Below are 13,597 nucleotides of genomic sequence, written 5' to 3' on the forward strand. Positions count from 1 at the left end.
TGTTTTTTTGTATGTGAAAAAGGAGTATTTTTTTTGGAAAGAGGGTAAAGAAAAAAAGTTCCAATTTAATGTTGACCAGAGCTCACTTCTGTTTTATAGTTATCAACGTGAACAGTTCAATTCTTGAACTAAAAAGTATGATTTAAAAAGAAACTAGGTGAATACAATGGATGTTGGTAAATGGCAAAGCATCCTAGAGCGTTATGAGGCAGCTTCGTTTACAGTAAACAAAAGGTTTGGTGCACAAATACGTGAGCAGATTCAAGACGTTCTAACAAATGATCAATATTTAACCTTAACGCACATAAGACGTGTAGCATCATGTACTACGACAGAGCTCGCGGAGATTTTTTGTGTGAATAAAAGTGCGATTACAGCTATTGTGACGCGTTTAGCGGAAAAGGGTTATATTGATCGCATCCGTGATCAGCGGGATCGGCGAATCGTATATCTTACGTTAACCGAGGAAGGGCAAAGCGTATTTGAGTGGGCAGATAAGAAAGTATTTGAAGTGGTATCGCCTTACTTAAAAGTGTTTAGCGAACAAGAAATTGAGACGTTTTTAACACTTTTTGAAAAACTAGCTGCCATCTTGAATGACGAATAGGAGGGTAAAGGAGAATGAGGACGGTATTAAAGGGGAAATGGTTCATCTTAGGCATTTGGATCGCAGCGGTTGTTGTGCTGGCGCTCCTCGCTCCCAACATGGAAAACCTTGTCCGTGAAAAAGGTCAAGTCAGTGTTCCAAAAGGGTATTCATCGAGCTATGCTAAAACATTGTTAGATGAGTTATCGAAAAAAGGCAATTCCGATAATGACAATCAAGTAGCCCTTGTTTTTCATAGTAAAAACAAGTTAACAGATGGGCAGCTTGATGATATTAAAGCAGGAATTGATAAGCTTGAAAATAACAAAGATCAGCTTGGCATTACCGATGTAAGAACGCACTTTAAGAACAAAGAATTAAAAAGCCAGCTTGTATCTAAAGATGGTAATACAGTCTTAGCCTCCGTAGCTGTTAAAAAGAAAGGGCGAGAGCCAGCACAAATTTCTAAAGCGCTTTATAAGGAATTAGAAAGCGTTAAAGTGGATCATTATTATACGAGTAACTGGATGATCAATGAAGATGTTGTTGCGAGCTCACAAGAAGGCTTAAAGAAAACAGAATACATTACAATTATTTTTATTTTAGCCGTTCTTTTTATTGTGTTTCGCTCGTTCACCGCACCGCTCGTTCCGCTCATTACAGTAGGAATTAGTTATGTAGCGGCACAATCGATTGTAGCCTTCCTCGTCGATCGTTTTAATTTTCCGTTGTCGACATTTACTCAAATATTCCTTGTCGCCGTTCTATTCGGTATAGGAACAGACTATTGTATACTACTACTCAGTCGCTATAAAGAAGAGATTAACAATCATGAAACGTTATCTGAAGCGATTATTACGACGTATAAAACGGCAGGTCGTACGGTGTTTTATAGTGGTGTAGCTGTAATGATTGGGTTCGCGGCTATTGGTTTTTCAACCTTTAAGCTTTATCAATCAGCAGCAGCCGTAGCGATTGGTGTTGCCGTATTACTGTTAGCTCTGTTAACAATTGTGCCTGTTTTTATGGCATTGCTCGGAAATAAACTTTTTTGGCCGTCGAAAGCAAGTGCAGAACATAAGCAAAGCCGCTTATGGGGATTGGCGGGTTCATTTTCCTTTAAGCGCCCAATCATTAGTTTATTGCTTGTCGCGGTCATTGTTACTCCGTTTTTAGCTTTTTATAAAGGTACGTTATCTTTTAACTCATTAGATGAGATTGGCGATAAATACAACTCTGTAAAAGCCTTTAACGTTATTTCCGATAACTTCGGACCTGGAGAGTCACTCCCAGCTACAGTTGTTTTGAAAAATGACATAGCTATGGATACACCAGCGTACTTAGCTACCATTGAAAAATTAAGTCGTGAAATTGAAAAAGTACCAGGTGTAGATAAAGTTCGTAGTGCGACACGACCTGCAGGGAAAGAATTAAAACAACTGCAAGTCGCTCATCAAGTAGGTAAAGTAAGCGATGGGCTAGATAAAGGGAATAAAGGATTAAATAAGATCAGTGGAGGATTACAGCAAGCAAGTGGGAAGCTGAGTGAATCATCTCCGCAACTAAAGAAAACTCAAAAAGGAATTGGTGGCCTCGTCGATGGCACGAATGGTATTAAAAACGGGGTCGGCAAACTTTCGGGCGGCCTTGGCAAAATTGAAAATGGTATTCGCAGTGGTTCGCAAGGCGCGGGCGATTTAAAAGAGGCTGTTGATCAAGCACAAAGCGCAGCGAACCAGCTTTATAAAGGAAATCTACAACTAGCAAACAGTTTAAAGAAACTCAAGCCAGGCTTAGTGAAGCTACACAGTGGCTATGAGAAAATTAACGAAGGCTTACAAAAGTCAACAGGTGGTTTATCAAACCTAACCTCGCAAAATGCTTTTGGTAAGCTAGAAAAAAGTCATCCGGAGCTTCAAGGTGACCGAAACTATTTAACCATTAAAGGGACGGTAACCCAAGTACAACAAGGATTAACAAAGCTTTCGGGCGCTTTAACACAAGTCAATGGTCAGTTCCAATCGCAAGTCATTGATCAGTTAGATTTAAAAAATGTGGATCAGCTATCTAACGGACAGCAAAAGCTAGCCGCTGGTTTAGGTAAGATTTCACAAGGGCTAGGTCAACTGCAAACAGGCTTAAGTAAAGCGGCGAATGGTCAATCGCAAGTCGTGAGCAAGCTCCCTGAAGTCCAAGGTGGACTGGAGAAAATTGCAAACGGTCAAGAAAAATTAAAAGATGGTTTTTCACAAATGGATGGTCAGCTCTCGCAATTGAGTAACGGCTTAAATAAAAGTGCCAAAGGCATTAAAAAAGTGTCCGGCGGGATTGATTCAGCTGGAAACTATTTAAATGACATTTCGAAAGCGTCAGATAAACAAATGACCGGTTTCTATTTACCAGAAAAGGTTATTAATAATAAAGACTTTAGAAAAGTTTTCGATAATTATATGCCAGCAGATCGTAAAATTACAACGTTAGATGTTGTTTTTAAGAAGAATCCTTATTCTGCAGCAGCTATTGATAAAGTTGATGAGATTAAAGGTGCCATTAAACGTAGTGTGCGAGATACGAATTTAGAAAACGTAAACTACGCTGTAAGTGGTGTAACGAGTATGAACTCTGACTTAAGCGAGATGTCAGCTAAGGATTATTCACGCACGGTCGTGCTAATGCTCGTTGGGATCTCTATTATTCTCATCATCATGCTTCGTTCGTTCATTATGCCGCTGTATATTATAGGTTCACTAATATTAACGTATTATACGGCGATGGCTTTCTCGGAAATGATTTTCGTTCGCATCTTAGGTTATAGCGGAATTAACTGGGCGGTTCCATTCTTCGCTTTCGTTATTCTCGTAGCGCTCGGAGTGGACTATAGTATTTTCCTCATGGATCGCTTTAATGAGTACAAAACATTAACTGTGCGAGAAGCGATGACGTTAGCGATGAAAAACATGGGAACCGTTATTATATCAGCGGTTGTCATTCTAGGTGGTACGTTTGCAGCCATGCTACCAGCAGGTGTCCTATCTTTATTACAAATAGCGACGATTATTCTAAGTGGGCTATTACTCTATGCCTTTGTTGTCTTACCACTCTTCGTACCAGTGATGGTTCGTACGTTTGGTAAAGCAAACTGGTGGCCATTTATGGATAAGAAACAACACGAGGAATAAAAAAAAGACCCGCATGAAGTATTCATACGGGTCTTTCATATTAACATCCACAAGAAGAACCGCAGCCATCACAGCCTTTTGCGTAACCACCACCACAGCCCCAAGAACAGCCGATAATGATAAGAAGGATAAACAAGACAACGATAATCGCGAAACCACGTCCGCCACCGCCACATCCGAAGCCTGGATATCCGTAGCCATAGCTGTAACCGCCTACTGCGCCACCGCCACCATAACCATAACCAACGCCTGGGCCTGCACCTGCACCATATCCGTAACCATATCCGAAGTTCCGGTTTGTACCACCTGGTTGTTTATTAAACATAGAATCATCTCCTTTCTCTCTCTTTTAACCTGCTTGCCTTATAAATTATGCAAGCCTTTAAAAAACGGTTTGGACGAATAACAATTTGTACGTTTGTTTAGATTCAATTCCAGCGGCGTTTTTGATTAGGAAATAACGGGTAATAAATGAACATACTTACTAAATAAGAACGGGTTTAATGGTACATGCTATAGGTAACGGAGGCGGATGTAGAATGGAAGAAAGAACGAGAAGAGTCATACGCGTATATGAGACAGATGATGAAGTAGTTGATGCTGTTAATGTGTTGCGTGATTTAGGATTTGATGATGATCATATATCGGTCGTTAGCTTAGATCGCAACCAGTCAATAGAGGGAGAAAGTGAACGAGATAAAAAAACAAGTGAAGGCGTGGCAACTGGAGCGGCAGCTGGTGGTCTTATTGGTGGATTTGGTGGCTTAGTAGCGGGTTTAAGTGCGCTCGCCATCCCGGGGATTGGACTTGTCATTGCTTCAGGGCCAATCGCGGCGGCAATAAGTGGTGCAGTTGTAGGCGCAAGTGCTGGTGGGTTAGCAGGCACACTAGCAGGCATGGGTGTTACAGAAGAAGAGGGAAGGAAGTATGAAGCACTTCTCCGAGAAGGAAAGCAGTTAGTGATTGCAGAAACAGACGAAGACCGTATGCAACAAATACAAGAAGTATTAGCTGTGAACTCACAAAACAATGAATAAGTGTAGTGTTAAAGCTGAAGACTGTCTTCGGCTTTTTTTAGTTGCTTGCATCTTGTTGAAGGATATTTTTTGAGACTCATCGAATATAATAAAATAAAATGACTAGTCGTTTTTTAAGGAGGTAAGGAGATGTATCGATTGCAACCGTTTAGTAGGTTATCATTTGAACAAGCGGCCCAACTATTTACAGAAGGATTTAAATACTATTTCACAGACATTCAAATGACCGTTGATGCCTTATTGTTGAAAATAGTAAATGAGCAGTTATCTCCTGAAAAATCACTTGTATTACTAGATCAGGACAAACCAGTTGGCTTCTTATTAAACGGATTTATGACGATAAATGGTAAAAAAATCGCTTGGAATGGTGGGACAGGAATCATCCCTAGTCATCGTGGGAAAGGTGGAGGGAAAGTTCTGCTACAAGGGTGTATGGCGTTGTATCAACAAGAAGGAATAACGGAAGCTTATTTAGAAGCTATTTCTGAAAATGAGCCAGCAATCGCTCTGTATAAACAATTTGGCTATACACCATGTGAACAACTAACCTACTACGTGCGTAACGGAATCCTGTCATGTGAAACATATAACGACCTTTCATATGACAGTCAGTACGGATTTCCTCATGAGATTACACATCATTTTCCTCTACTTGACCATATGCCCTGGCAAACGATGCCTCAGCATGTAAAAGGTGGGCAAGTCCTTTTTGTATATGAAAAGGAGCAACCGGTTGGGTATGCGTTATATACAAAACGTCCAAATGAGAGTATTACGCTTTATCACTGTTATGTCGCGCCAGCTAATCCTCATCGTACGCAACTTGTTGCTTATATGCTTTCTAACATATTTGAACCACAATTATCCTATCGCCGTCTAGCCTTTAACATTCAGGAACGATGCTATGAGGTCAAGGAATGGTTACATACACATCAATTTGAGGTTCTCGTTACGCAACTACATATGTCAAAAAAGATAGACTAGGAAGTGTCCTATGCCGAAAGTAACAGAGAAATATAAAGAAGAAAAACGGATGGAAATTGTCAGGAGCGCGATGCAATGCTTCGGACAAAAAGGTTATGAGGCAACCACAATCGATGATATTGTACGAACGTCTAAAGTAAGTAAAGGGGCCATCTATAACTATTTTAGTAGTAAAGAGGAAATTTATTTGCAAATATTGCATCATCAGTCTGTGCAGTTCTTTAAAGAAGTTGAAGAAGCCTTTGCTTCTCGACATTCAGCGAAAGAGAAGCTTGCTTATTTATTTGAACGTTTTGAAAAAGAGTCACTAACAGAAGAACGGAGAACGTTAATGCGTCTTTACACAGAGTTTTGGCTATATAGTGCACGACAAGATGCTTTAAAGAAGCTCATGCAAGAACGCTATGATCAGTTCACCTCTTTTGTAACATCAATTATTGACGAGGGCAAGCGGTCAGGAGAGTTTAAAGAAGCGTGTCAAAGTGAGCGCGTTGCCCAACTTTTTTGGGCGTTACGTGATGGCAATGTTCTTCATTTTTCGCTGATTGGTGAAGAAAAGGGTTATAAACAAATGACACGTTTTATGGAACAATGGTTTACAACGTACATTTATAAATGATAGAAGGTAAGCTGTTATGTTAAGAATGGCAGCTTATCTTCTTTTTTTATGGCATTTCTAAGTAACGCTAAGAAGTACTTGGTCGTATAAATGAGAAAATAATGTCGATATTTCCCGGGTAATCACGAACGGAATAGCAGAAAAAAGAAGCATGTGTCTTTCGAGTACTATACTAAGAAATTGTTTCCATCCGTCACGAAGGTTTACAAATTTCCCTTTTTTTATTAAGTGAAGTAGCGTACACTTAACAGTGAATTTTTGTGAAACGTTTAAAGAAGTGATGACGTCTAAATAAATTAGAAAGATAGGAGGCATCTCAAGTGAAAGACGTGTTTGAGCGGCTGTATGAAGAATATCATCAGCCTTTATTTCAATTCATCTTTTATATGGTGAGAAATAAAGAAGCAGCTGAAGATATTGTGCAAGAAGTATATATTAAAGTAATGAAAGCTTACAGTAGCTTTGCTGGCAAAAGTTCAGAGAAAACATGGTTGTTCTCTATTGCGCGGCATGTCACGATCGACTGGCTCCGTAAACAAAATCGTCGTAAAAAAAGAGTTTTGTTTTTTAGTATTGGAGAAAGTGAAGACCGGCTCGTTCAAAATGACCCACTACCCGATGAGTTTTTAACACAAAAGGAATCAGTGAAAGAGTTGTATCATGCCCTATATAAATGCACGTTGCCTCAGCAACAAGTCATTGTGTTACGGTATATTCAATCTCTATCGATTGCAGAAACAGCTGCGGTACTTGGTTGGACAGAAAGCAAAGTAAAGACTACCCAACATAGAGCCATTAAGGGATTAAAGTCTTTTTTGGATGAAACCCCAGGATTGAAGGAGGAGTGGAAGGATGGCGTCATCTAAATGGACAGAAGATAAGATAGAAAATGAACTTGAAAAGATGCCCGTTATTCAAGATCTGCGCTCAAAAGAAGTCGTCTATCAAGAAATAGAGAAGCGCCTTCAGGAAAAGAACGTGCGCCGTCTGAAGAAAACATGGATTTTTCCAGGTGTCATTGCTGCTTGTGCAGTAGGTATTTTACTGTACATTACCCCTGATTTATTAAATGAATCAAATGGAGCTTCAGAACAAAAATCACCAGCCGTTCATGAGCAAAAAGATCATCCTAAAAAGACAGCTTCAACAGACCATACAAAAACGCATAGCCAAGGAAATGATGGAACAAAGGCAACAGCTAAAAAAGGAACAGACGGAAAAAATAATCAAGAAACACCTGCAACTCGGGAAGCTTCACGTGCAAAGGAAAGAGAAGTGGCAACAGCAGCGGTTCTTCCACCTGTAACAGAGCGTAAATATAGCTCTCCATTAACCGAAGAGGAAATGCAAAAGCAAAGAGCTGCTGGTCGTTCCCTCGTAACAGTTGCTTATACGAATGATGCAGAAGATGTGGTTATTCCTATTTCCTTCCTAGTAAAAGGAGATCGTCCTTATGCGGATAAAGTGGATCAAGTGCTGCAAACCTTTCAACCTGAAAAAGTTGGGCTAAAGCCAACGATATTAAATAAAGCAATCGTTAAAGATGATGATGGCAAAGCAGTCCTTGATTTCCCAAAAGGGGCGATTACATCTTCTGAATCTAAATTATTACCAAAACTATTAGGATACACATTCGCCTACGATTATAAATATTCTACGGTCAATTTTTTAACAGATGGGCAACCAGGTGTAACAACAGATGAACAAGGAACATTAGAAAATATGAACGTACAAGATGTGAAAGGTGGACCTGCTTACGTATACACCTCTTCTACGGGAAACCAGTTTCTTGTTGATAGCTTCGGAGCTGGAAAAGGAACACCACCAGCCTCTTTTACGAATGCACTACAGGAACTAAGTAAAGAGGATGAGAGTCAAGCATTATCGTCCCCAATACCTGAGGGAACAGATCTTGAAACGACGGTGGCAAGCGGCATTGCGAAAGTAAATGTAGAAGACTATACATTAAAGAATGAAGAGAAAAAGCAACAGATGATTGATGCAATTCTTGTTACAGCCAAAAATTATCATCAATCAGAAGTAGCCATTGATTATGATGAACAAGAGGCAGGTATGAAAGAAGTGAAAAAACCGTATCCTGCAATTGTTGGTGTGAATGTCATTAATAAATAAGGAGAACACGCAGATTGTTTCAAGCAATCTGTGTGTTTTTTTATGTTTTTATTAGGTCATACTAAGAAGAGAAAGAGGTGCTTCTTACATGACGTTCGTTCGCCTTGGTTATGTAGCCATGAGCATGGAATTAAAAAATGCTTCGCCATCCCAAACGATGACCTATGCTCGATTTTCACAAATAGAAGATCAAGCAGCTGCGATTCGCAAGTTAGAGCGAATTGCACTCTCCAATATTGAAAATATGTACCGTCTTTTACGCCATAATGCCGCGCATGATATTCATTTTTATCGAATGACATCACGGCTCATTCCATTAGCAAATCACCCAGATTTACTAGGCTGGCAGTATTTGAAGCCTTTGCGACCACTTTTACAAGAGGTTGGAGAGTTTGCACGAAAGCACAAGATGCGCCTAGATTTCCATCCTGATCATTTCGTTTTATTAAATTCTCCAAAACATGAAGTATTTCGCAATGCAGTTGAGACACTAAAATTACATTATCGTCTGTTAAAAGCAATGAAAATTCCTACTGCACATCGCTGTGTATTGCATGTGGGAGGTCAGTATAAAGAAACAGAAGCCGCTTTAGAACGATTTGTAGAAAATTGGATGGATGTTCCTGCTCCCATTCAGCAAATGATTATGCTAGAAAATGATGATACATCCTTTACACTAGAAGATACTCTTTTTTTATGCGAAAAGCTTGGTATTCCTTGTGTATTTGATTATCACCATCACCTTGCGTACCATAAAGACAGCAATTGGCAACAGCACTGGGAACGCGTAGTAACATCATGGAAATACGCATCCTTACCTTTAAAAATACATATTTCAAGTCCAAAGAGTGAACAAGCCTTTCGTCATCATGCCGATTTTGTAGACTGTCGGATGTTTTTTGATTTTTTGCGTGAAGTAAAAGGCACTGTTTCACAAATCGATTGTATGATTGAGGCAAAACAAAAGGACCGTGCCTTGTTTAAATTGATGAAAGAAATTCGGAGTCGTAAGGATATTGAAATGGTGGATGGCTCCTCTTTTTATGTGCGAGATTAACAGACGGTAACAGAAAAGAAGCTGGGACATAAACAGCCCTAACTCATAAAAATGGCTTCATCATCGGTTTTTGATGCTGAAGTCATTTTTTTGATGTCGCTAGTAATTTCATTTTAGATTGTCTTACGTTCAAGTTTTGCAGGAGCACCTGATTCGCGCGCAAACCAGACAAATCCCCCTCAGAGCAAGAGCAGGAGGTCAAAAAGAGAGCAAATCAAGCGCTAAGCTCACGAATGCGTCACAAAACAGAGAAAATAGTGTGTCTCAAGTCCTTTTTTCGTGTATTTTTACAAGGTTTCAAAAAAACATCACTTTTTATCCAGTATTTGCAGTGTACGTAGCCCACTATAAAGATGTAAAATAGGCAATGGAATAGATAATTGGTAAATCGATGTTTTTTGGCAAATGCGATGACTCCTTACAGAGAAAAGGAACCGTCAATGTTACTGAACAACTAAGGGGGGATCGTAATGATAAAAAGAATTAGTAAATGGATTGTTCGGCTCGCCTTATTACTCGTTTTTCTTTACGTCTTCTCAACGCTGTTTGTATACTTCTATAGCTTTAAGGATGATACGAGAAAGGCTGATGCCGTTATCGTTTTAGGAGCGGCTGTCTGGTTTAATAAACCTTCTCCTGTTTTAAAAGAGCGAATTGATCATGGAATTGATCTATATAAAAAAGGCTATGCAAAGAAAATCATCTTTACGGGGGGAAAGTATAATGCAGAAACCCCATCTGAGTCATCAATTTCTAAGAAATATGCCATCAAACAGGGTGTGCCAGCTAACGACATTTATATTGAGGAAAGCTCACGAATTACGGAACAAAATTTACAAAATGCCAAACATATTATGGATCATGAGCATTTGAAGAATGCATTAATTGTAAGCGATCCTTATCACATGAGACGAGCCATGACAATGGCCGCATTTACAGGTATTAAAGCATTTACATCACCTACAGAGCACTCAGCGTATCGAACATGGGGCAAAAAGTTACCGTTTTTAAGCCATGAAGGAATTAACTTAGCCGGCTATGTTATTACGTATCCTGCACGATGGATTAACCATAATTACATTAAAATCACATGGACCGATCTATAAGCAAAAGAATCAAATCATCATGATTTGGTTCTTTTTTTTAGTTGACGGAATAATCTTCCATAATTATAATGAAGTTACTTATTAAACTAAATTGTTTAAAAAGTATAATTCACGTTGTGGAACGTTATTTATACAACAACTTATATAGGAGGTATACGAGATGAATCAAACGGTGATGATTACAGGGGCTACAAAAGGGTTGGGGAAGGAACTAGCTTTATATTTTGCACAGAAAGGATTTCAGTTGGCACTTTGTGCACGATCTCAGCAAGCCATTGAAGAAGTAGCAAGTGAATTACGAGCATTAGGAGCAAATGTGTTAGCACTGGAAGCAGATATTTCTAATGTTAAAGATGTAGAACGTTTCGTTGCTGTTACAGAAGCAACCTTTCAAACAATTGATGTGCTCATCAATAATGCATCGATTGTAGGACCGAGTCCGATGCCTTATTTACTTGATTATCCTGAGGATGACTTTGAGAAAGTCATGCGGGTAAACGCATTTGGACCGTTTTTTGTGACGAGACGCGTGTTACCACTTATGCTAAAAAGAAATAAAGGAAGCATCATTAATGTAACCTCAGAAGCGGGACATACGGGATTTCCTGGCTGGGGTGCCTATGGCATTTCAAAATTTGCATTGGAAGGGCTTACAAAAACGTGGGCTGAAGAAGTAGCGCATAGTAAGGTAACGGTAAATATGGTCGATCCGGGGGAAATGGATACCCAGATGCATGCGAAGGCAGTACCTGATTGTGACTATGAGTTAAAAAAGCCAAAAGACGTAGTACCTGTATTTGCTCATCTCGTTTCAGCTAAGTGCAACGGTCAGCGAATTGTTGCTGAAAGCTTTCTAAAAGAAAGAGGGCTAGTACGATGAGTTTTTCTTTCGCATTACCTAGTCAATTGAATGCCGCACTTCCACCTGAAAAGAGAGGTGTGCGCAGGGATTACGTGAAAATGCTCGTCATCAATACGAAAACTAAGCGCACAACGCATGATGTTTTTTTTCACCTGAGTCACTATTTAGAGCGCGGCGATGTTGTTGTTCTTAATGCTAGTCGAACATTGCCAGCTGTTCTTACGGCTACGAGTAAAGACCGACGATACGAAGTACGATTAGCGAGGCGGCTAAAAGCTCAGCAATGGGAAGTATTAGTGCCACATGTGTCGCTAGAACAAGGTGAGATCTTGCATTTTTCAAAGCATTTAACAGCTGTAGTTGAACACGTGAATGCACATTCACCTTTTATAACACTGTTTTTTCATTTGCCAGAGCCAGCTTTTTTTGACGAAGTCTATAAAATTGGCGAACCTGTTCGCTATGAATATATCGAAACACCTTGGAAACTTGACTACTATCAAACCGTTTTTGGTTCCGTCCCGGGCTCAGTTGAAATGCCGTCAGCAGGACGCGCCTTTAGCTGGGAATTGCTTTTTCAATTGCAAGCTATGGGGGTGAAAATTGCTTTTGTTGAGCTACATACAGGCTTAAGTTATTTAATGGATGACCGTTGGCACATCGGTCCCCGAGAGAACAAGGAGTTCTATAACATTTCTAAAGAAACAGCGAATGTTATTCATACAGCAAAACAAAAAGGGAAGCGAATTATTGCAGTGGGAACAACAGTTGTCAGGGCCCTTGAGAGTGCTGCAGCTTCAGGAACACTACAGCCTAAAAAAGGGTGGACGAACTTATACATTTCTGAGCAATCAAAGCTCCAAATAGTAGATGGATTAATTACCGGTCTTCATGAGCCAGAAGCGAGCCATTTGGATTTATTAACCGCATTTGTTCCTCGCGAATTTTTGCAAGCAGCCTATAGTGAGGCCGTAGAACATCGCTACTTGTGGCATGAATTTGGCGATATGAATTTAATTATATGATTCATCATTATGGCATTGAGGTAAAGGATTTGAAGGAGGCCATCGCCTTTTACGAAGCGGCGTACACTATGAACGTTTGTTTTGAAACAATTGTTGAGGGAGAAAAGATTGTATTTTTAGCGAATAAGACAACAATGATTGAACTGATTCAATCCGAAAGCCCTTCTTGTGCTGGTGCGCACCTTGCCCATAGGAGCGAGCATGCTCTCAACCATTTATCCACACTTCATGTACCACGTATGAAATGGAGAGGCCCTTATACACTACAGAATGGCTGGAACGTTCTTTTTTTAGAAGGGAAAGACCTAGTGTTCGTAGAATGGGTTAAAGAGTAACGATTCCCGAGCGTTTACGTTCGGGCTTTTTTTAATTAAACATACGGGTAGTCAGCATTCTGCGGTAAAATGGTAGTAGAATAGATTGGCTATAAAGGTAATGAATAGAAAGGATGGATCCGATGGCAAAAGAGAAGAAGAAAAAAAGCGAACTACTCAGCTGGGTAAAATCCATTGTTTTTGCATTAGTACTCGTATATATTATTAAGACCTTTTTTTTCGCTCCTTATATGGTAGAAGGAGTTTCCATGTCCCCAACACTTCATGATCAAGACAAGCTTTATGTTAATAAAATTATTTATTCGCTAGGTGAACCAAAGGTTGGTGATATTGTTATCATTAAAGGAGAAAAGAAGCGTTATGTAAAGCGAGTCATTGGTGTGTCGGGGGATACTATTGAAGTACGACGTGATCAGTTACTAGTAAATCACAAAGAAATAAAAGAACCGTATTTAAATCGCAATAAAAAGAAAGCACATAGTTTAGGTGTTTTATTGACAGAAGACTTTGGCCCGATTAAAGTACCTAAAGGAAAGTGCTTCGTTATGGGAGATAACCGTCTGAATAGTACTGATTCTCGTAACGGCTTAGGGTTAATTAATATAGCTAGCATTGAAGGACGTTCAGAGGTTGTTATTTATCCTTTTGAGGATATGCGGCAAACCCGATAGAGA

At 39.6% G+C, this 13,597-nt stretch carries 14 protein-coding genes; 13 read left to right on the forward strand and 1 reads right to left on the reverse strand.

Translation table 11 applies throughout. The annotated features are described in order from the left end of the window. Nucleotides 1-166 precede the first annotated feature (166 nt). Both A374_RS00435 and A374_RS00440 read left to right on the forward strand, forming a co-directional pair. Nucleotides 167-607, forward strand: coding sequence for a MarR family winged helix-turn-helix transcriptional regulator (locus A374_RS00435; RefSeq protein ID WP_007200200.1), 441 nt, complete (start codon nt 167-169; stop codon nt 605-607). A gap of 14 nt (nt 608-621) precedes the next feature. Beyond that, nucleotides 622-3,765, forward strand: a complete 3,144-nt coding sequence (locus tag A374_RS00440) for an efflux RND transporter permease subunit (RefSeq protein WP_007200201.1) — start codon at nt 622-624, stop codon at nt 3,763-3,765. A 40-nt stretch (nt 3,766-3,805) separates the two neighbouring features. Here A374_RS00440 and A374_RS00445 read toward each other — a convergent pair whose 3' ends face one another. Further along, complete coding sequence (locus A374_RS00445) at nt 3,806-4,090, reverse strand: YjcZ family sporulation protein (RefSeq protein ID WP_007200202.1); 285 nt, start codon at nt 4,088-4,090, stop codon at nt 3,806-3,808. 214 nt (nt 4,091-4,304) lie between these two features. On the opposite strand from A374_RS00445, the gene A374_RS00450 reads away from it, so the two are divergent. From A374_RS00450 to lepB, 11 genes are all read left to right on the forward strand, one after another. Then, entirely contained in the window at nt 4,305-4,802 is a 498-nt protein-coding gene (locus A374_RS00450) for a general stress protein (RefSeq protein WP_007200203.1), read from the forward strand. A gap of 129 nt (nt 4,803-4,931) precedes the next feature. Next, a complete protein-coding gene (locus tag A374_RS00455; RefSeq protein WP_007200204.1) occupies nt 4,932-5,786 on the forward strand; it encodes a GNAT family N-acetyltransferase in 855 nt (284 codons plus the stop codon). 10 nt (nt 5,787-5,796) lie between these two features. Beyond that, the gene (locus A374_RS00460) at nt 5,797-6,405 is read left to right on the forward strand and encodes a TetR/AcrR family transcriptional regulator (protein WP_007200205.1); all 609 of its coding nucleotides are present in this window, start codon (nt 5,797-5,799) and stop codon (nt 6,403-6,405) included. A 320-nt stretch (nt 6,406-6,725) separates the two neighbouring features. Beyond that, the gene (locus A374_RS00465; RefSeq protein WP_007200206.1) at nt 6,726-7,271 is read left to right on the forward strand and encodes an RNA polymerase sigma factor SigX; all 546 of its coding nucleotides are present in this window, start codon (nt 6,726-6,728) and stop codon (nt 7,269-7,271) included. After that, the gene (locus A374_RS00470) at nt 7,258-8,538 is read left to right on the forward strand and encodes a GerMN domain-containing protein (RefSeq protein ID WP_007200207.1); all 1,281 of its coding nucleotides are present in this window, start codon (nt 7,258-7,260) and stop codon (nt 8,536-8,538) included. Before A374_RS00465 ends, A374_RS00470 begins: the two co-directional genes overlap by 14 nt. Before the next feature lie 88 nt (nt 8,539-8,626). Continuing rightward, nucleotides 8,627-9,595 carry a UV DNA damage repair endonuclease UvsE gene (gene uvsE / locus A374_RS00475; protein WP_007200208.1) on the forward strand — a complete coding sequence of 323 codons (969 nt, stop codon included), beginning with the start codon at nt 8,627-8,629 and terminating at the stop codon, nt 9,593-9,595. 470 nt (nt 9,596-10,065) lie between these two features. Then, a complete protein-coding gene (locus tag A374_RS00480; protein WP_007200209.1) occupies nt 10,066-10,701 on the forward strand; it encodes a YdcF family protein in 636 nt (211 codons plus the stop codon). Nucleotides 10,702-10,861: 160 nt separating this feature from the next. Next, entirely contained in the window at nt 10,862-11,581 is a 720-nt protein-coding gene (locus A374_RS00485) for an SDR family NAD(P)-dependent oxidoreductase (protein WP_007200210.1), read from the forward strand. After that, nucleotides 11,578-12,588: an S-adenosylmethionine:tRNA ribosyltransferase-isomerase gene (locus A374_RS00490; RefSeq protein ID WP_007200211.1), complete on the forward strand. Its 1,011-nt coding sequence runs from the start codon at nt 11,578-11,580 to the stop codon at nt 12,586-12,588. Before A374_RS00485 ends, A374_RS00490 begins: the two co-directional genes overlap by 4 nt. After that, the gene (locus A374_RS00495; RefSeq protein ID WP_007200212.1) at nt 12,585-12,923 is read left to right on the forward strand and encodes a VOC family protein; all 339 of its coding nucleotides are present in this window, start codon (nt 12,585-12,587) and stop codon (nt 12,921-12,923) included. Before A374_RS00490 ends, A374_RS00495 begins: the two co-directional genes overlap by 4 nt. 113 nt (nt 12,924-13,036) lie before the next feature. Beyond that, entirely contained in the window at nt 13,037-13,594 is a 558-nt protein-coding gene (gene lepB, locus A374_RS00500; RefSeq protein ID WP_420794937.1) for a signal peptidase I, read from the forward strand. Nucleotides 13,595-13,597: the final 3 nt, after the last annotated feature.

It is taken from the genome of Fictibacillus macauensis ZFHKF-1 (genome assembly GCF_000269865.1).
GTDB classification, from domain to species: domain Bacteria; phylum Bacillota; class Bacilli; order Bacillales; family Fictibacillaceae; genus Fictibacillus_C; species Fictibacillus_C macauensis.

Coding starts and splice junctions, on each gene's coding strand:
- A374_RS00445 (WP_007200202.1), bottom strand. CDS start 4,090: ATGTTTAATAAACAACCAGGTGGTACAAACCGGAACTTCGGATATGGT.
- A374_RS00495 (WP_007200212.1), top strand. CDS start 12,585: ATGATTCATCATTATGGCATTGAGGTAAAGGATTTGAAGGAGGCCATC.
- uvsE (WP_007200208.1), top strand. CDS start 8,627: ATGACGTTCGTTCGCCTTGGTTATGTAGCCATGAGCATGGAATTAAAA.
- A374_RS00470 (WP_007200207.1), top strand. CDS start 7,258: ATGGCGTCATCTAAATGGACAGAAGATAAGATAGAAAATGAACTTGAA.
- A374_RS00435 (WP_007200200.1), top strand. CDS start 167: ATGGATGTTGGTAAATGGCAAAGCATCCTAGAGCGTTATGAGGCAGCT.
- A374_RS00485 (WP_007200210.1), top strand. CDS start 10,862: ATGAATCAAACGGTGATGATTACAGGGGCTACAAAAGGGTTGGGGAAG.
- A374_RS00460 (WP_007200205.1), top strand. CDS start 5,797: ATGCCGAAAGTAACAGAGAAATATAAAGAAGAAAAACGGATGGAAATT.
- A374_RS00490 (WP_007200211.1), top strand. CDS start 11,578: ATGAGTTTTTCTTTCGCATTACCTAGTCAATTGAATGCCGCACTTCCA.
- A374_RS00480 (WP_007200209.1), top strand. CDS start 10,066: ATGATAAAAAGAATTAGTAAATGGATTGTTCGGCTCGCCTTATTACTC.
- A374_RS00440 (WP_007200201.1), top strand. CDS start 622: ATGAGGACGGTATTAAAGGGGAAATGGTTCATCTTAGGCATTTGGATC.
- lepB (WP_420794937.1), top strand. CDS start 13,037: ATGGATCCGATGGCAAAAGAGAAGAAGAAAAAAAGCGAACTACTCAGC.
- A374_RS00455 (WP_007200204.1), top strand. CDS start 4,932: ATGTATCGATTGCAACCGTTTAGTAGGTTATCATTTGAACAAGCGGCC.
- A374_RS00450 (WP_007200203.1), top strand. CDS start 4,305: ATGGAAGAAAGAACGAGAAGAGTCATACGCGTATATGAGACAGATGAT.